Here is a 17396-nt window from a genome sequence, read left to right as displayed (position 1 = left end):
TCGACGCTCAGAATTGATACTCGGCCCCGGCGCCGGCGTACCACGAACGGCCGGGCGCGGCTTCGTAGTAGCGGCCGTTGCCATCGCCGACAATGACCGAGCCCACATACTGCCGGTCCAGCACGTTATCCAGGCGCAAGGTCTGGTGGAAAGTCCAGTGCTCGACCTTCTGCTCCAAGCGCGCCCGCCAGTTGAATACGCTGTACCCCGGCGCGGCGTGCTGCTGGTTGGTGTCTTCGACATAGACCTTGCTGCGGTACAGGCCTTCAATGGCGCTGCTGACCCAGTCCCGCGGTTTCCAGTTCAGCTCGGCAAATAGCGTGGTCTGCGGTACGCCGGGGAGGTAATTGCCTTTATCCACCGGGTTGCCGCCGCCCATGAAGGCGCTGTCGTAGGTGGCTTGCAGGCGGGTGTAGGCGAGGTGGGTGCTCCATTGTTCCGCCAGCTGGCTTTGCAGGCCAAGTTCGAAGCCGCGACGCAGGGTGCGGCCGGCGTTTTGATAGCTGGTGCGCCCGCCCAGGGATTGATTGACCACCAGTTCATCCTCGGTGGTGATCTGGAACACGGCGGCGTTGACCCGCGTGCTCCCCACCTGCGCCTTCAAGCCCACTTCATACTGGGTGCTGTCTGACGGCTTGAGGCCAAAGTTGAAGCCTTCGGCGTTACCCGGTGCGTAGGCCAATTCGGCCTGGGTGGGCGTTTCGAAGCCCTTGCCTGCGCTGACGTAGCCGTGCAGGTCGGGGGTGAAGGCGTACATCACGCTCATGGAAGGCGTCGTTTTTCGATAGATCTTGCGTCCGCTGGCGTTGCCATTGCTGAGGAATTGATCGTCGACGTCCATCTCCATGCTGCTATGGCGCACACCTGCTTGCAGGGTCCAGCGATCAAGGGCCCAATTGGCTTGCAGGTAGGGATCAAGGCTGCGCGCCGTGTCGACTTCGTCACGACGTAACTGGCCTTTTACGCCCAGCGTGTTGCCGCTGTAGTTCTGGTAGCCGTGGCGGCTGTCCTGGCTCTGGTCGAAATCCAGCCCGCCGATAATCATCAACTCCCCCGGCGCGCTGTCAATGGGCTGCATCCAGCGCGCGCCGGCGCCGTAGAACTGGCGATCGAATTGCACGACGCCGCCGCCCCGCTCATTGGCGGGCGTGCCTTTGGGGATCGACAGGTACTGAATGACGCTGCGCCGCCCCGTATACGCATTCACCTGCAGCGTCGCGTCACCCACATACCGCTCGTAGTTCATCCCCACTTGCTGGTGGTCGATGCTTTTTCGCGTGTTGTACGTCAGGGCGTTGGCGCTCACTGAGCGTGGATCGGCTTTGTAGGCGGCCCACGTCTGCCCCAGCGGGTCCTGGGTGCCGTTCTGCTCCAGGCTGCTGTAGATCAGTGCCAGCTTGCTGTCATCGTCCGGGTGAAGGTTGAGCTTGGCGAAGGTCTGGTCGCGACGGGCGCTGCTGTGGTCGCGGTAGCCGTCGGTGTCCATGCGCGAGGCATCCAGCACGAAGCCGGCGCCATGGGTGGCGCCTTCTGCGGTGAGGTGGTTCTTGTTCAGGCCGTCGCTGCCCACCAGGGTTTCGGCGCCGATACGCGGCGCGCCTTCGCCTTCACGCGAGAACATCTGAATCACACCCCCGGCGTTGCTGCCGTACAAGGTCGCGGCCGGTCCGCGCAGCACTTCAATGCGTTCGGCGGTATCCAGGTTGAACGTGGCGGCCTGGCCCTGGCCGTCCGGGGTGCTGGCGGGGATGCCGTCGGCAAACAACTTGATCCCGCGTACGCCAAACGCCGAACGGGCGCCAAAGCCACGGGAGGAAATCTGCAGGTCCTGCGCGTAATTCTGACGGTTCTGGACCACCAGTCCGGGCACGCGCGCCAAGGCTTCGGAGGCGTTGATGCCCAGTTGGCCGTCGCTGATCTGGTCGCGGTCGATTGCGTCCACTGAGTAAGGCAGGTCGAAGGTCGGGCTGGCGCTGCGTGAACCGGTGACGACGCTGGGGTCGAGTATCAGGGGCGCGTCTTCCGCGCCTGCGGTGTCACATAGGGCCAACAGGCCGGGCAGCAAGAGGGTGAGGCGGGTGAGGTGGTTCATCAATCGGCCGAATTCCGTGGCGCTTAGGGTGTAAACGCGCAAAAAGGCGCGAGTTTAGTGGCTCGCGCAGCTTTTATCATTTCGGAATCAGCCTACGCTGCAAATCGGCATTCCCACGCTGGGCCTCCAGGGGCGTCGATGTTAGCGTGGCACGCTTCGTTAATGGCAAGCAAAAGGAGCGGTTTGTGAAGACTCTGTCCTGCGTCTTATGGTTGCCTGTGCTGCTGGTGCTGGCCGGTTGCGGCACGATCAACACCGTGTTCCGCCCCGACGCCGTGACCAGCCAGAATCTCAAGGATTCGCGCAGCCACTGCGACAACGTACCGCGCATCTACAGCGGTGTGATCTATGGGTTCTGTACGCTCAATGGCGAGCCTGCCCCTGATAAGAACCTGCAGGACAGCGGCCAGATTGGGCTGGGGCGCGATTCGATACCGGCCATCGCGGTCGAGTTCGTGGCGTCCGGCGTACTGGACACATTGGCACTGCCTTATACGATCTATCGCCAGAACAAGGATGGCAGCATCGAGATCTACCGCTAGGCCCACTTGCCGCTTGCCGCTAACAGCTTCCCACTGCTTTTAAGCTATAATCCCGCCCTTTAGCTGTTTCCCGCCTGGGCGGGAAGCGCACTTTTTTCAGGCGCAACCCGCCTGCATGCAGACTAAAAGAGGCTAGACCCCTGTGGCATTGACGATTCTTGGCCTGTCCGGCGCCCTTAGCCATGATCCTTCCGCAGCCCTGTATATCGACGGCAAGCTGATCGCGGCCGCCGAAGAAGAGCGCTTCGTACGCGACAAACATGCAAAGAACCGCATGCCCTACGAGTCGGCGAAGTTCTGCCTGGAGCAGGCCGGCATCAAGCCTTCGGACGTTGACGTGGTGGCGATCCCGTTCGCCCCGATCAGCCTGTTCGGCGAGGCGCGCTGGCACTATGCCAAGCGTTACTGGTACGCCCCGGACCGCGCGCTCGACGCGATCCTGATGGGCAATCGTCGCTACAAGCGCTATCGCAACAAGATCGTATGGTGCCTGGAGCAACTGGGCTTCGATCCCAAGAAGATCAAGATCGAGCCGGTCGAGCATCACCTTGCCCACGCCTCCAGTGCCTACCACTGCTCCGGCTTCCAGGAAAAAACCGCGATCCTCGGTATCGACGGTAAAGGCGAGTACGCCACCACGTTCTTCGGCTACGGCGAGAACGGCAAGATCCACAAAATCAAAGAATTCTACGACCCGGACTCCCTCGGCGGCCTGTACGGCGCGATCACCGAGTTCCTCGGTTTCGAAATGCTCGACGGCGAGTTCAAGGTCATGGGCATGGCGCCGTATGGCGATGCCAGCAAGTACGACTTCTCGCGCCTGGCCTCGTTTGAAAACGGCGAGCTGGTGATCAACACCGACTACGCCAACGTCATCGGCCTGCGTCGCTACAAAGAGAAGGGCAAGGGCTTCTACTTCTCGCCGAAACTGATCGAGTGGCTGGGCCCCAAACGCGAAGGCGATATCGCCGACGAACCCTACATCCACTACGCCGCCAGCATGCAGGCGCTGTTTGAAAAGCTGGCCTTGCAGATGATCGACCACTATCTGGGCGACATTCTGAAGAACACCGGCAAGCTGGCCTTCGCCGGTGGCTGTGCGCTGAACGTCAAGCTGAACCAGAAAATCATCGCCCGTGACGACGTCAAAGAGCTGTTCGTGCAGCCGGCGTCCGGCGATGCCGGCACCGCTGTCGGTGCGGCCGCCTATGTGTCCCACGCCCGTGGTGTGCCGGTGGAGAAGATGGAACACGTCTACCTCGGCCCGTCCTACAGCAACGAAGACGTGATTGCCGCGTGCGCCAAGCACGAGAGCAAGCCGAACTGGCGCAAGATCGAGAACATGCCGCAGCGCATCGCCAGAATCATGGTCGACGGCAACCCGGTGGCCTGGTTCCAGGGCCGCATGGAGTTTGGCCCGCGTGCGCTGGGCGGTCGTTCGATCATCGGTTGCCCGAGCGCCACCGGCGTGGCCGACCGCATCAACCACCAGATCAAGTTCCGCGAGCGCTGGAGGCCTTTCTGCCCGTCGATGCTCGACACCGTAGCCCCGCAGATGATCAAGGTCGATCACCCGGCGCCGTTCATGACCTTCACTTTTGAAGTGGCCGAAGAATGGAAAACCCGGGTGCCGGAAGTGGTCCATGAAGATGGCACCTCGCGCGCCCAAGTGCTCAAGCGTGAGTACAACCCGCGCTACTACGACATGATGAAAGAGCTGGAAGTCCTCACCGGTAACGGTGTGTCGTTGAACACCTCGCTCAACCGCCGTGGCGAAGCGATGATCTGCTCGCCCACCGACGCGCTGAACATGTTCTTCGGCTCCGACCTGCAGTACCTGATCATGGAAGACATCCTGGTGGTCAAGGATGGCGTGGACCCTTATGACGCTGTGGTCTAAATGCTGAATCGCTTCCAGGCATGGCGTGAACGTGGCGGCTGGCAGCCTGTAGAGGCTGAGGTTTACGCCCAGGCCTGGCAGCGCTTCGGTGGCAGCGTGGCGACTCACCCGCAGGTGGTCGAGCGTCTGGCCGGCCTGGCGCGGATTCCGGTGCGCTACCTGGGGTGGGAACAGGACGGCGAACTCAAGGGGGCGATTGCCACGTGGGGGCGCGACCTGGCGCTGTCCAAGGACGTGCTCAAGCGCAACGGCAAGAAGGCCTTGTTCGACCTGGGCAATGCCGAGATCATCCTGCCGATTGCCGCCGATGCCCAGTTGCCGGTGCGCCATCGCGGGCGCTATCTGTCGGCCTTGAATGAAGGGCGGGTGGGTACCCTCAAGCCCCAGGCCGAACAATTGGCCATGGCGCGCACCCCTGAAGACTTGTCGAAAAAGTTTCGCTACAACCAGCGTCGCGAATTGCGCCTGCTGGAAGAAGCGGGCGGTGTGGTGCGCGCGGTCAGCGAGTTCTCCAGCGTGGAGCTGGCGGCGATTTATTGCGACCTGTTCCAGCGCCGCTGGGGGTTTCCGGCGGCAGGCGCGGCGCGCTTGGCTGAGGTGCTGGAGTTGCTCAAGGAGTTCCTGTTCGGCTCGGTGCTGTTTCTCAATGACGCCCCGATCGCCGTGCAATTGGTGTATCAGGTGCAGTCTCGCGAGTGGTTCAGCGCCGAGTACGTCAACGGCGGCGTCGACCCGCAAACCCGTGCGTTCAGCCCCGGCAGCGTGCTGAGTTTTCTCAATACCCAGAGTGCCTGGGAGCAGGCGCGTGCGGCGGATAAGTCACTGCGCTTTTCCTTCGGTCGCGCCGACCGTGAATACAAGGAGCGCTGGTGCAATCCGGTGCCGGTGTTCAGCCTATGACTCGCAAGCAGCAACTGCTCAAGCGCCATCGGCGCAACAAGCGCATCGCGCTGCTGGTCAGTTTGCTGATACTGGTCGCGACCGGCTTACTGGTGGCCTGGTGGTTGCCGTTGATCCTCGCAGTGCTGCTGTGGATGGCTCATGAGGCCTGGTTTTCCGACCACCTGTTTTACTCGCCCAAAGACAACTATGAATACGCGTTTCCCGCCGGCAGCGAACAGCCTGGCTTGCGCCTGGAGGCGGGACGCTTGCTGCTGGATACACCGCTGGACGCGGACGACACGCTGATTGTCGGTATTGAACTGCGAAGCTCATGGCTTGGGCGTTTCTGCGATCCGGCGGTGGAGCTGCTGGGCCTGGATGCGCCGGATCGCCAAGCCTTCGAGCGTGGGGTCGGTGGGCGTCGTTATCTGAATCTGACCGGCGCCGCCGAAGCATTGGCCGCGGGCAGGGTAAAATTGCGCGGCCGGTTTTGTCGGATCAAAGGGCAGCCTGTGCTGTGGCGCTTGCGCCAGCCGGACTATCGCCAGCAACGGGTCATGGTGATCGCGCCGCACGCCGACGATGCTGAGCTGGCGGCGTTCAGTCTTTACAGTCAGGCGGCCGAAAGCTGGATCGTGACCCTGACCGCAGGTGAGATCGAAGCCGAACATTATCAACGCATGGGCCTGCCCAAGGCTGAGGCTGCGCGCCTCAAAGGGCGCTTGCGCGCCTGGGACAGCATTGCCGTGCCACGCTGGGCTGGCGTGCCGGAGGCGCAGTGTGTGCAGCTGGGTTACTTCTGTATGCAGCTGCAGGCAATGCAGGCCGCGCCGGACCGACCCCAGGCCTCGCGCGAGGCCGAGTTGAGCGATACGCGGCTGTTTCGCCAGTTCAACGGTTTCGCGCTGCCCGGCGATGTGGACGGCGCGCCGACCTGGCACAACCTGGTTGCCGATCTGCGCGCGCTGCTGCTCAAGGCGCGGCCACAGGTGATCGTGCTGCCGACGCCCTTGCTCGATCCCCACGCCGATCATATCTGTGCCCATGCCGCGGTACTTGAAGCCTTGCAAGGGCTGGAATGGCGACCCGACACATTGCTCGGCTACGCCAATCACCTGCATGATAACGACCGCTGGCCCATGGGGGACTCCGGCACCGGAGTCGCACTGCCGCCGCATTTTGATTCGGCAGCTGAGCTTGTGCCCTGCTGTGTTGCGCTGACCTTGAGTCAGCAGCGGGACAAGGCCATGGCGTTGGGCATGATGCACGACCTGCAGCCGCGAGCACCGTTCAAGCGCCGCGTGCGCAAGTGGTTGCAGCAGGTTCTGGCGGGCCGTGGTCCATCGCCCTATGGCGAAAATGAATTCTTTCGCAAGGCCGTGCGTCGTCACGAGCTGTTGTGGGTCCTGAGGCAGGACTGAAATCCCATTGAAGGCAGGCCGGGCCTGTCGCTCCTTTTTACCGGGCCGTGTGCCCGTAGCCAGATCGCTGCATGGAGAGTTATGAAGCCGCGTTTCAAGGTTTTGCAGTTACAGCCGGACTACAACGTCAAGACCCATGACTTCGCCGACCTGGGTGAGCAGATCGTCAAATCGCTGCCGGTTGAGCGTTTCGAGGTGACATCCGGCTTTCTCAGCGGGCGCCCGCTGCCCGGCCAACCCCTCAGCGTCGCCGAGCACTCACATTATTTCGAGCTGCCGGAAAAGTCCCTCAAGGGCATTCGCTTTGGCGCCATGTGGCAGATCTACAAGTACTGCCGCGAGCAGAAATTCGATGTGGTCATCTGTAACCGCTTTAAATCGGTGAACATGATGCTATCGCTCAACCGCTGGTTGAAGATCCCGCTGTGTATCGGCATCTCCCATGGTTTTGGCGAATACGCGCGCGGTTATCGTCGACGTCAGACTCGGCGCTGGGTCAGCCCGGCCTGGCGCTTTGTCGGTGTGTCGGAGGCGGTGAAGGACTACCTGGTCGGCCTCGACTGCGGGTTCACGCGGGAAAACACCACCTACGTGACCAACGCCATCGACATTCCTCAGGCAGAAGCGTTGCAGTTGTCCCGCGAGGACGCCCGCAAGGCCTTGGGCCTGCCAATGGATGCGCGGATGATCGGCGCATTGGGCCGCCTGGTGCCGATCAAAGGCCACACCCATTTGCTGCAAGCGTTCGCCACGCTCAAGGACAAATACCCTCAAGCGCAGGTCGGAATCATCGGCTCCGGTCGTGCCGAAGCCGATCTGCGTGCGGACATCGAGCGCCTGGGTCTGACCGGCCGCGCGCACTTGCTGGGCTTTCGCGAAGACGGCATGAAATACGTGCGCGGCTTCGACATCTGGACCATGCCATCGCTGTTCGAAGGCCTGGGCCTGGCGCTGCTGGAAGGCATGAGCGGCCATTTGCCGGTGATTGCCTCCAATGGCCCTGCGATGCTGCCCCTGGTACAGGGCGCGGGTGGCCTGTCCCATGACCCCGGCAATGTCGAACAGTTGGCCGCGGCCCTGGATACCTATCTGGCGCTGAGCGATGAGCAGTTGCGTGCCAAGGGTGAAGAGGTGTTCCGCTACCTGCAAGCCAACCACACGCTTGATGAATTCAAGCACAAGTACCTGACTCTGATTGAAACCGGTTTGCGTGAAGTAGGTAGAGCATGAATCAGCCACAACCCCTGGTCTCGGTGATCATCGCGTCCTACAACCACGGCCGGTATATCGAAGAAAGCATTCTCAGCGTACTGGGGCAAACGTACCCCAATATCGAATTACTGGTGGTGGACGACGGCTCCAAGGATGACAGCGTCGAGCGTATCCGGCGTTTGCAGGCCGAGCACGGTTTTGACTTTCAGGTGCAACAGAATCAGGGGCTCAGTGCCACCCTCAATGGTGCGATCGCGCGCGCGAAAGGGAGCCTGATCGCACCGTTCGGTTCGGATGACATCATGCTGCCCGATCGTATCGCGACCCAGGTAGCGTACATGGAGGGCAAGCCAACGGTGGGGATGTGCGCCGGCAACATCGAGCTGATCGACGGCGACGGTAATCTGCACCCTGAGAAGAAACAACGTCGCGACGTGCCATTTCGCTGTCTCGACTTCGATGACATCTTCATGGATCGCAAGCCTTTCCCACCGGCGCCGACCATGCTGATTCGCCGTGAAGTGCTGGAGCAGGTCGGAGGTTTTGACCCGCAGATTCCTCTGGAAGACCTGCTGATCCAATTGAAAATAACAGCGGCGGGCTACACCATCGACGCCCTCGACCAGGTGATGGCGCGCTATCGGCAGCACGCGAGCAATACCTACAAAAACCACCGCTACATGATTCAGAACATTCTCAAGACCTATGCCAAGTTCAGCGAACACCCGGCCTATGACGCGGTGCGCTACAACTTCCTGAACTCGATGTTCCTCAAGACAGCCGACCGTGATCGGCCACTGGCGAAGGAAATCCTCAGGCAGATCCCGCTGAAGTTCTGGGGGCGCAAGACTTTGCGCGGCCTGGTGAGGTTGTATCTGCTGCCGCTCAAGCACTGAGCGGGCAGGCGGTGAAAAAGGCGACTATCAGCAGTGATAGTCGCCTTTTTTATCAGGTGGCGGGATGGGCCAGCGCCAGGACCTGCTCGCGGATCTTATTGGTGGCGCCCTGGCTGGCAATGCAGGCATAACCTTTGGCCAACTGTTCGAAGTGGGTCTCGAACAACCAGGCGCGATCCTGCGGGTAGCGCTGCATATGGCGCAGGTTGCGTTGGCGCAAGGTGTTGCGCAGCGGCGACGGAAAGATGCGCAGGTCGGCGATATCAATCAGGCCGAACTCACCGTCATCCATCAGCAGCACATTGCCCAGGTGCAGCGACCGGAAGTACACACCGCGTTCATGCAGCTGGGCCATGAACTGGCCAAAGCGTTCGATCAGGGACTCGCGCAGGCTGCTGTCCAGGCTTTGCAGGGCCTGGCGCAGGGTCAGGCCAGGCAGCGGCGAGTAAACGACCGCGCTGCTGCCATCACGCATTCCATACAGGGCAAGGATCTGCGGCGTGGGGATACCCAGGGTGCGCAGGCGCTCGGCGTTGTTCGCAAATCGTTCAGAGTAGGGGTTGAAGCTGCCCGAGGTGTACCAGCGGCGCGGGCGGAAAACCTTGAGGAAGCGCCCGTCGGACAACCGCAGCACTTTCGGGCCCAGGCCATCGGCTTCTATGACATGGGCATCGCTGCACAGTTGCTCGAACGCTTCTGGCTTGAGCGGCTGAGCCGACCTGTCCAGCACGCTGCGACGACGTTGGGCGATGCTCAGGCCGGCGATGATTGCCAATGGAATCCACAACAGGAACCAGTGCTCCTTGGGGCGCGACAAAATCCCACCGCCTTCGGTCAGGCCGGCGCCGATGCCGTAGGCGAGCAGCGATGATGCCAGGATGAACAGCGGCTGCGCCCGTTCCTTGAGACTCTTGTACAGGCCCCAGCCGAGCATGAAGATCCAGGGGATAAAGCCGATGATGCCCACGTAATACAGCACGCCCAAGGCAAAGCTGTGGGGCTCGCGCAGTTGATAACCGTCGGCCAGTGTCAGGTACAGCTCGGAGTCGTAGCTGTGGCCGATCCAGGGATGTTCGGCGATGAGCTTGAGCGACATGTCCCACAGCACAAGGCGGAATGAGCTGCCACGGGTGGTGATGATCTCGGGGTAGAACAGCAGCGCCGCAGCGCCAGCGAGCAGTGCGATGATCAACAGCGCAGCGCGGCGGTTACGGCTGATGAAGATTATCCAGAGGATGCTCAGGGTCAACGCCACCATTGGTGTGCGTGAGCCCGTGGCGATGACCGCGGCGGTCATGATCGCCAGGGCGGGCACGCTGAACCACAGCACGTGCAGGCGTTGGGTGGTAACGCAGACATATAGCCAGTAAACGCAGAAAAACCCGAATACGTGGGAGCTGAGCAATGGGTTGTCGAGAGCGCCGCGCCCGCCGATCATGCGCATCCCGGGCTCGTAGGCCTGGATGAATACCACCAGGTTGCATGCGCACACCACCAATGCGATCACCGCCGCACTGAAGAAAATCGGCTTGAACAGTTCATGGCGGTAATGCAGCAATAACCCGCAACCGGCGAACAGCATGAACGTGTGCAGGGGGCGCTTGAACAAGTCGGTGTCGGGATGGTGCTCCGGGCTCCAAAGCAGACTGATCAGCGCCCAGGCGGAAAACAGCAGAAACGCGATCGCCAGCGGCTCGCGCAACAGCTCCTTGATTTCCCTGGGGCGCAGGCACAGCAGCAGCAAGGTCGGCGCGCTGAAAAGACCGTAGTAGAACTTGTGCAGCACATTGCGGTTGGTCACAAAGAACAGCGCACTCAGAAGCAACAACAAGCCTATGGGCAGAATCCAGAGGACCAGGAAGTCGAAGACGCGATTTTTGCCATAACTGAGGCGATTGGAGTGCATATAAAAAGCCATTCCAGAAAGAGAAAGCCGACCATCTTAAGGTAGTGGCATTATAATGTCGCTGGTTGTGGCCAGCCCGGCATTGGGTCATGCCGGGTGCAAGTACAACAGAGAAGCTGTGCTAAAGTCAGCCTCCTTTTTTAAAACGCCGCGTGATATGACCGATTCCAGTCCGAGCGCAAGCCCTTCGAGCTTGAAAATATACTTCCGTCTGCTCAGTTATGTGAGGCCCTACGCGGGCTTGTTCGCGCTGAGTATCCTCGGATTTCTGATTTTCGCGTCGACCCAGCCGATGCTGGGTTACATCCTCAAATACTTTGTCGACGGCCTGTCCAACCCTGAGGCCGTGCTTTTCCCCAGCGTGCCGTACCTGCGCGACTTGCAGTTGCTGCAAGCCGTGCCCTTGCTGATCATCCTGATCGCCGCCTGGCAGGGCCTGGGTTCGTTCCTGGGCAACTACCTGCTGGCCAAGGTCTCCCTGGGCCTGGTCCACGACCTGCGCGTGCAGTTGTTCAATAACCTGCTGACGCTGCCCAACCGCTATTTCGACAATCACAATTCCGGGCATCTGATTTCACGTATCACCTTCAACGTGACCATGGTCACGGGCGCTGCGACCGATGCGATCAAGGTTGTGATCCGTGAAGGCATGACGGTGATCTTCCTGTTTGCCTCGCTGCTGTTCATGAACTGGCGCCTGACGCTGGTGATGATCGCCATCCTGCCGTTGATTGCGGTGATGGTCAGCACGGCGAGCAAGAAATTTCGCAAGCAGAGCAAGAAGATTCAGGTGGCGATGGGCGATGTGACTCACGTGGCTTCGGAAACCATCCAGGGCTACCGCGTGGTGCGCAGCTTCGGCGGCGAGGTGTATGAAGAAAAACGCTTCCTCAAGGCCAGCCAGAGCAACACCAACAAACAGTTGCGCATGACACGCACCGGGGCAATCTACACGCCGGCGCTGCAACTGGTGATCTACACCGCGATGGCGGTGCTGATGTTCCTGGTCCTCTATCTTCGTGGCGATGCATCGGCCGGTGACATGGTGGCCTACATCACGCTGGCCGGTCTGTTGCCCAAGCCGATCCGCCAGCTCTCGGAAGTCAGCTCGACGATCCAGAAGGGTGTAGCGGGCGCCGAAAGCATTTTCGAACAGCTGGACGAAGAGGTCGAAATCGACCACGGCACGATCGAGCGCGACAAGGTCAGCGGGCGCCTCGACGTGCGCAACCTGAACTTCACCTACCCAGGCACCGAACGTCATGTGCTCAAGGACATCAGCTTTACCGCCGAGCCTGGGCAGATGATCGCGCTGGTGGGGCGCTCGGGCAGCGGCAAGTCGACCCTGGCCAGTCTGATCCCGCGTTTCTATCACCATGAAAGTGGCGAAATCCTGCTCGACGGTATCGAGATTGAACACTACAAGCTGCTCAACCTGCGCAAGCATATTGCCCAGGTGACCCAGCACGTGACTTTGTTCAGCGATACCGTGACCAACAACATCGCCTACGGCGACCTGGCCGGCGCCCCCCGCGCGGACGTCGAAGCCGCCGCGGCGGATGCCAACGCCAAGGACTTCATCGATCAGTTGCCCAAGGGTTTCGATACCCAGGTCGGCGAAAACGGTGTGCTGTTGTCCGGTGGCCAGCGCCAACGCCTGGCGATTGCCCGCGCGCTGCTCAAGAATGCGCCGTTGCTGATCCTTGACGAGGCCACCTCGGCGTTGGATACCGAGTCCGAGCGTCACATTCAGGCGGCGCTGGACAAGGTCATGCAGGGCCGCACCACCCTGGTGATCGCGCATCGCTTGTCCACCATCGAAAAGGCCGACCTGATCCTGGTGATGGACGACGGCCGGATTGTCGAGCGCGGTACGCACAGCGAACTCCTGGCACAGAACGGCTACTACGCCCGCCTGCATGCCATGGGCCTGGATGCACCGATTGCCGCCGACATTACCTGAACCTTGTGTGGGAGCCGGCGACCGGCTCCCACATTGCAAAACCCTCCCGCAAACCTCCTGTAACCCTGTGCTAATATCGCGCCCCTGTTCATTTTGTATGTGGGTTGCTCCATGAAGTTGTCCATGCCGCGATTCGATCAAGCCCCCGTCTTGGTGGTCGGCGATGTCATGCTCGACCGTTACTGGCATGGTGGTACCTCACGGATTTCCCCTGAGGCGCCGGTGCCGGTCGTCAAGGTCGAGCAAATCGAAGACCGCCCGGGCGGCGCTGCCAACGTCGCCCTCAATATCGCCGCGCTCGGCGCGCCGGCCTCCCTGGTCGGCGTGACCGGCGACGACGAAGCCGCCGACAGCCTGGCCAACAGCCTGCGCGGCGCCGGCGTGCGCGCGTTGTTTCAGCGCATCGCCCATCAGCCCACCATCGTCAAATTGCGAGTGATGAGTCGTCATCAGCAATTGCTGCGGATCGATTTCGAAGAACCCTTCGCCACCGATGCACTGGCTCTCAGCGACCAGGTCGACGAGTTGCTTGAAGGCATCAAGGTGCTGGTGCTGTCCGACTACGGCAAAGGTGCATTGAAGAACCATCAGATGCTGATCCAGGCCGCGAAGGCCAGGGGCATTCCGGTGCTGGCCGATCCCAAGGGCAAGGACTTCTCGATTTACCGGGGCGCCAGCCTGATCACGCCGAACCTCAGCGAGTTCGAAACCATCGTCGGCGGTTGCGCCGATGAGCACGAACTGGTCAGCAAAGGTGCGGCGCTGATGGCTGACCTGGACCTGGGGGCCTTGCTGGTCACCCGTGGCGAGCACGGCATGACGCTATTGCGCCCCGGCCACCCGGCCATGCACCTGCCGGCGCGGGCCCGTGAAGTGTTCGATGTCACCGGCGCAGGCGATACCGTGATTTCCACATTGGCCGCCTCCATTGCTGCCGGCGAAGAGCTGCCGCACGCGGTGGCACTGGCCAACCTGGCGGCGGGCATCGTAGTCGGCAAATTGGGTACCGCTGCGATCAGTGCGCCTGAGTTGCGCCGCGCCATCCAGCGTTCCGAAGGCTCGGAACGTGGTGTGCTGAGCCTTGAGCAATTGCTGCTGGCGATTGACGATGCCCGTGCCCATAACGAGAGCATCGTGTTCACCAACGGTTGCTTCGACATCCTGCATGCCGGCCACGTGACTTACCTGGAGCAGGCGCGCGCCCAAGGCGATCGCTTGATCGTCGCGGTCAACGACGATGCCTCGGTCAGCCGCCTCAAAGGCCCAGGCCGCCCGATCAACAGCGTCGACCGGCGCATGGCGGTCCTGGCGGGTCTGGGCGCGGTGGACTGGGTGATCAGCTTTCCCGAGGGGACCCCGGAAAACCTGTTGGCCCAGGTCAAGCCGGATGTGCTGGTCAAAGGCGGAGACTACTCGGTCGACCAGGTGGTAGGTGCCGATATCGTCAGCGCCTACGGTGGCACGGTCAAAGTGCTGGGCCTGGTCGAAAACAGCTCGACCACGGCGATTGTTGAAAAAATCCGCAACAATGAGTAACGCTGGTAAGCGGGCCTGATCGCTGTCAGGCCTGCTTGCCAGGGCTCACGCCTGGTTCAGGTGGCTCGTTTCTTCTTCGGCACGATCTTGCGCAGCATCTGCCGCGCTCGGCCGGTCAAGCGCTTCAATTTCGATTCTTTCTCAGGCTCAGCCAGCCCCTGTTGGCGCAGCCAATCCTTCCAGCGAATCCGCTCTTCACGCACCACCCAGCCTTCCTGCTGGGCGAAGCTTTCCGCCAGGTACAGGCCCCGTGTGCTCGCCGGGTACAGCTGATCCTTCTTGACCGTATACAACTCGGCCAGTGGCTGGCCGTCCTTGAGCGGCATCAGGTACAGGTCCGGGCGCTGGCGATCCAGGCGTGCCACCAACTGGTCGCCTTCCAGACGCTCGTCCACGTGGAACAGGCTCAAGGACTTGGCTTCCTTCGGGACTTCCAGGCGCAGGTCGTAAATCAATTGCAGCGAGGCCGTCGGCAAATGCACGTAGGCTCGCGGCCGCTCGATCAACTGAGTGGTCGCGCAGCGTACCGGGCGCGCGGCGCCGGACAGCGGGCTGAGGCGAAACGGCAGGGCTTCGCGGTAATGCAGGGCGGTGGAGTAGGGCGCCGGCAGCCACGTCTCGTTGAAGCGCCCGCCGAGCCAGCCTTCGGGGGTCTCCAGCAGGCATTCCTCGGCGATTTCCTGAATGGCGGTGTGCAGCGGCAGGTTCAATTCGTGGGCGGGGACGTAGCCGGAAATCAGCTTGAGCACCACGTCGCCACGGTCCTGGCGACGTTGGCGCACCAGCACCCAGTACTCACGGTTTTGCCAATGGAGGGTCAGGCGCACCGACACCCCGAGGTTGGCCAGCTCCACGGCGAAGCGCTCGGCATCCGGCACTTCCACCGGTTTGCGCCGTTGCAGCGTCTGGGCGAAGTTGAGCGGCATGCCGACGCTCTGGTAGCTCAGACCTTCGGGTGTGGCTTCGACGTGAAGCGGCAGTGTCTTGAAGTTGCTGGGGTTTTTTCTTATGAGCGTGCGCGGCATGTCGGCTCCTTCTTGCGACGGCGTCGCCGCGTCGGCGGCATCAGAGTTGACGAATGACCTGGGCAGCGGTCGCCACGTTATGGGCCAGGTGCAGCGGGTTGATGGTCCCGACAATAGCACTGGCGACGCCCGGTTGCGCAAACAACAAGGTGAAACTGGCGCGAATTGGATCCATTCCTGGCGCCAGGCACACGTGACCACTGGCCAGGGCCTTTTTGACCAGGATGCCTTTGCCGTGGGCCGCCGCATAATCAATGACGGCTTTCTCGGCCTGTTCGTTCAGATTGTAGGTAACCATCGCGCAGTCCCCCTGTTCCAGAGCCTGCACGCCGCCTTCGACGGTTTTGCCGGAGAAGCCGAAACCGCGAATCTTGCCCTCGTGCTTGAGCTGCGCCAGCGTCTGGTACACCTCGCAGTCGTTGAGGATGTGCAAGTCGTTGCCGTCCGAATGCACCAAAACCAGGTCGATAAAATCCGTTTCAAGTCGTTTCAAACTACGTTCTATCGACAGGCGTGTATGGGCGGCGCTGAAATCGTGACGCGACACGCCCGACTCGAATTCTTCGCCCACCTTGCTGACGATCACCCACTCCTGACGCTGGCCGCGCAACAACGGCCCCAGGCGTTCTTCGCTCATGCCGTAGGCTGGTGCGGTGTCGATCAGGTTGATGCCCAATTCCCGGGCCTGGCGCAGCAGCATGCGCGCCTCGTCGTCGGCGGGGATCTGGAAACCATTGGGGTATTTCACCCCTTGGTCGCGACCCAGCTTGACGGTGCCCAGGCCCAGCGGCGAGACGAGCAGGCCGGTGCTGCCCAGCGGGCGATGCAGGTCGTGCAGGGTAGGCAGGCTCATGGCAACAGGGTCTCCCAGACGGGCACGCCGAGGGCGGGCTTGGGCAGTTCCGGCAGCGGTTGCGTGGCGCCAGGCTGAATGCCGTCGCGTTCCAGGCTGTGCAGCACGCGATCGGCGAAGTCCGGCGCCAGGGCCAGTTTGGTTGGCCAGCCCACCAGCAGGCGGCCCTGCTCGGCGAGGAAGGCGTTGTCGGGGCGGCTCAGGCCCGACTGCAGGGGCTCGGCGCGATCGACACGCAGGGTGGCCCAGCGGGTCTGGCTCATGTCGATCCAGGGCAGCAGGTGTGCCAGCTCTTGCTGCGCGGTGGCGATCTGTGCCTCTGGTGTGCGCGCCACGCCATCGGCTTCGGCGATGTCGCCGCCCATGTACCAGACCCATTCGCCATTGGCGGCCGGGTGCGTGGTGATGGTCAGGCGCGGCTTGGTGCCACCGCCCAGGCAGTGAGCGTACAGCGGCTTCAGGCCGGGGCCTTTGGCGAGGATCATGTGCAGCGCCCGCTTCTGCATGGCCGGCTGGCTCAGGCCCAGGGCGCTGAGCAAGTCTGCGGTGCCGGCGCCGGCGCTCAACACGATGCGTTGGGCGCGAATCTCGCGGCCGTCCACTTTCAAGCCCACCAGGCTGTCGCCGTCCAGCAGCGGTTCAATGTGCTGCCCGGCGAGCAGGCTGTCACCGGCCAGCTGCGCGAGGCGCTCGATGACGCTGGGTACGTCCACTACCAGTTCGGCCAGGCGGTAGACCTTGCCCTTGAAGCGTTTGTCTTGCAAAGCCGGCGGCAACTCGTCGCCCTTGACCTGATCCACCCGGCCACGTACGGCCTTGCTGGCGAAGAAACTGGTGAGGTTGCCGGCGAGTGTGCCGGGGGACCACAGGTAGTGGGCCTGGGACAGCACGCGCACGCCGGACAGGTCCAGCTCGCCGTCGCCGGCCAGAGCTTCGCGCCAGCGGCGCGGCATGTCGGCGATGGCTTCGGAGGCGCCGGTGAGGGCGCCGTGCAACGCATACTTGGCGCCGCCGTGAATGATCCCCTGGGACTTGACGCTTTGTCCGCCACCGAGGGTGGCGCTCTCCACCAGCACCGTGGCGAATCCCTGGCCGCGCAGGCGCGCGTTGAGCCAGAGGCCGGCAACCCCGGCGCCGACAATCAGAACGTCGGTGGAAATAGGCATGC

At 62.0% G+C, this 17396-nt stretch carries 13 protein-coding genes; 8 read left to right on the top strand and 5 right to left on the bottom strand.

Annotated features, from left to right (window positions below):
- Positions 1 to 7: 7 nt before the first annotated feature.
- Positions 8 to 2092, bottom strand: a complete 2085-nt coding sequence (locus tag OSC50_RS22365) for a TonB-dependent receptor family protein (protein ID WP_253510125.1) — start codon at positions 2090 to 2092, stop codon at positions 8 to 10.
- A gap of 185 nt (positions 2093 to 2277) precedes the next feature.
- Here OSC50_RS22365 and OSC50_RS22360 point away from each other — a divergent pair, with 185 nt between their 5' ends.
- From OSC50_RS22360 to OSC50_RS22335, 6 genes are all read left to right on the top strand, one after another.
- A complete protein-coding gene (locus tag OSC50_RS22360; protein WP_253510126.1) occupies positions 2278 to 2634 on the top strand; it encodes a YceK/YidQ family lipoprotein in 357 nt (118 codons plus the stop codon).
- A gap of 142 nt (positions 2635 to 2776) precedes the next feature.
- Entirely contained in the window at positions 2777 to 4534 is a 1758-nt protein-coding gene (locus tag OSC50_RS22355; protein WP_253510128.1) for a carbamoyltransferase family protein, read from the top strand.
- On the top strand, positions 4535 to 5434 hold the full coding sequence (locus OSC50_RS22350) for a GNAT family N-acetyltransferase (RefSeq protein ID WP_181080406.1): 900 nt from the start codon (positions 4535 to 4537) through the stop codon (positions 5432 to 5434). It abuts the gene before it with no gap.
- On the top strand, positions 5431 to 6837 hold the full coding sequence (locus OSC50_RS22345) for a PIG-L deacetylase family protein (protein ID WP_266245609.1): 1407 nt from the start codon (positions 5431 to 5433) through the stop codon (positions 6835 to 6837). Before OSC50_RS22350 ends, OSC50_RS22345 begins: the two co-directional genes overlap by 4 nt.
- Positions 6838 to 6918: 81 nt before the next feature.
- Complete coding sequence (locus OSC50_RS22340) at positions 6919 to 8067, top strand: glycosyltransferase (RefSeq protein ID WP_181080408.1); 1149 nt, start codon at positions 6919 to 6921, stop codon at positions 8065 to 8067.
- Entirely contained in the window at positions 8064 to 8945 is an 882-nt protein-coding gene (locus tag OSC50_RS22335; RefSeq protein ID WP_253510135.1) for a glycosyltransferase, read from the top strand. Before OSC50_RS22340 ends, OSC50_RS22335 begins: the two co-directional genes overlap by 4 nt.
- A 52-nt stretch (positions 8946 to 8997) precedes the next feature.
- Here the strand turns inward: OSC50_RS22335 and OSC50_RS22330 are convergent, their stop codons facing one another.
- Positions 8998 to 10851: a bifunctional O-antigen ligase/aminoglycoside phosphotransferase family protein gene (locus OSC50_RS22330; RefSeq protein ID WP_266245610.1), complete on the bottom strand. Its 1854-nt coding sequence runs from the start codon at positions 10849 to 10851 to the stop codon at positions 8998 to 9000.
- A gap of 157 nt (positions 10852 to 11008) precedes the next feature.
- Between OSC50_RS22330 and msbA the strand changes: the two genes are divergently transcribed.
- Positions 11009 to 12814, top strand: a complete 1806-nt coding sequence (msbA, locus tag OSC50_RS22325) for a lipid A export permease/ATP-binding protein MsbA (RefSeq protein ID WP_181080411.1) — start codon at positions 11009 to 11011, stop codon at positions 12812 to 12814.
- 111 nt (positions 12815 to 12925) lie between these two features.
- Positions 12926 to 14350, top strand: coding sequence for a bifunctional D-glycero-beta-D-manno-heptose-7-phosphate kinase/D-glycero-beta-D-manno-heptose 1-phosphate adenylyltransferase HldE (hldE, locus tag OSC50_RS22320; RefSeq protein ID WP_266245612.1), 1425 nt, complete (start codon positions 12926 to 12928; stop codon positions 14348 to 14350).
- A gap of 56 nt (positions 14351 to 14406) precedes the next feature.
- Here hldE and OSC50_RS22315 read toward each other — a convergent pair whose 3' ends face one another.
- From OSC50_RS22315 to OSC50_RS22305, 3 genes are read right to left on the bottom strand one after another with little or no spacing between them, the layout of a single operon-like run.
- Positions 14407 to 15375: a metal ABC transporter ATPase gene (locus OSC50_RS22315; RefSeq protein WP_266245614.1), complete on the bottom strand. Its 969-nt coding sequence runs from the start codon at positions 15373 to 15375 to the stop codon at positions 14407 to 14409.
- 40 nt (positions 15376 to 15415) lie between these two features.
- On the bottom strand, positions 15416 to 16228 hold the full coding sequence (locus OSC50_RS22310; protein ID WP_253510142.1) for an aldo/keto reductase: 813 nt from the start codon (positions 16226 to 16228) through the stop codon (positions 15416 to 15418).
- The gene (locus tag OSC50_RS22305) at positions 16225 to 17394 is read right to left on the bottom strand and encodes an NAD(P)/FAD-dependent oxidoreductase (protein WP_266245616.1); all 1170 of its coding nucleotides are present in this window, start codon (positions 17392 to 17394) and stop codon (positions 16225 to 16227) included. Before OSC50_RS22305 ends, OSC50_RS22310 begins: the two co-directional genes overlap by 4 nt.
- Positions 17395 to 17396 lie beyond the last annotated feature (2 nt).

The sequence above is a fragment of the Pseudomonas quebecensis genome, from assembly GCF_026410085.1.
GTDB classification, from domain to species: Bacteria; Pseudomonadota; Gammaproteobacteria; order Pseudomonadales; family Pseudomonadaceae; genus Aquipseudomonas; species Aquipseudomonas quebecensis.
The sequence above is the reverse complement of the archived record's forward strand: the minus strand, read 5'-3'. Positions and strand labels throughout refer to the sequence as shown.

Excerpts from the sequence above, each read along its gene's own strand:
- OSC50_RS22310 (WP_253510142.1), bottom strand. The coding sequence starts at position 16,228 with ATGAGCCTGCCTACCCTGCACGACCTGCATCGCCCGCTGGGCAGCACC.
- OSC50_RS22315 (WP_266245614.1), bottom strand. The coding sequence starts at position 15,375 with ATGCCGCGCACGCTCATAAGAAAAAACCCCAGCAACTTCAAGACACTG.
- hldE (WP_266245612.1), top strand. The coding sequence starts at position 12,926 with ATGAAGTTGTCCATGCCGCGATTCGATCAAGCCCCCGTCTTGGTGGTC.
- OSC50_RS22365 (WP_253510125.1), bottom strand. The coding sequence starts at position 2,092 with ATGAACCACCTCACCCGCCTCACCCTCTTGCTGCCCGGCCTGTTGGCC.
- OSC50_RS22350 (WP_181080406.1), top strand. The coding sequence starts at position 4,535 with ATGCTGAATCGCTTCCAGGCATGGCGTGAACGTGGCGGCTGGCAGCCT.
- OSC50_RS22305 (WP_266245616.1), bottom strand. The coding sequence starts at position 17,394 with ATGCCTATTTCCACCGACGTTCTGATTGTCGGCGCCGGGGTTGCCGGC.
- OSC50_RS22330 (WP_266245610.1), bottom strand. The coding sequence starts at position 10,851 with ATGCACTCCAATCGCCTCAGTTATGGCAAAAATCGCGTCTTCGACTTC.
- OSC50_RS22345 (WP_266245609.1), top strand. The coding sequence starts at position 5,431 with ATGACTCGCAAGCAGCAACTGCTCAAGCGCCATCGGCGCAACAAGCGC.
- OSC50_RS22335 (WP_253510135.1), top strand. The coding sequence starts at position 8,064 with ATGAATCAGCCACAACCCCTGGTCTCGGTGATCATCGCGTCCTACAAC.
- OSC50_RS22340 (WP_181080408.1), top strand. The coding sequence starts at position 6,919 with ATGAAGCCGCGTTTCAAGGTTTTGCAGTTACAGCCGGACTACAACGTC.
- msbA (WP_181080411.1), top strand. The coding sequence starts at position 11,009 with ATGACCGATTCCAGTCCGAGCGCAAGCCCTTCGAGCTTGAAAATATAC.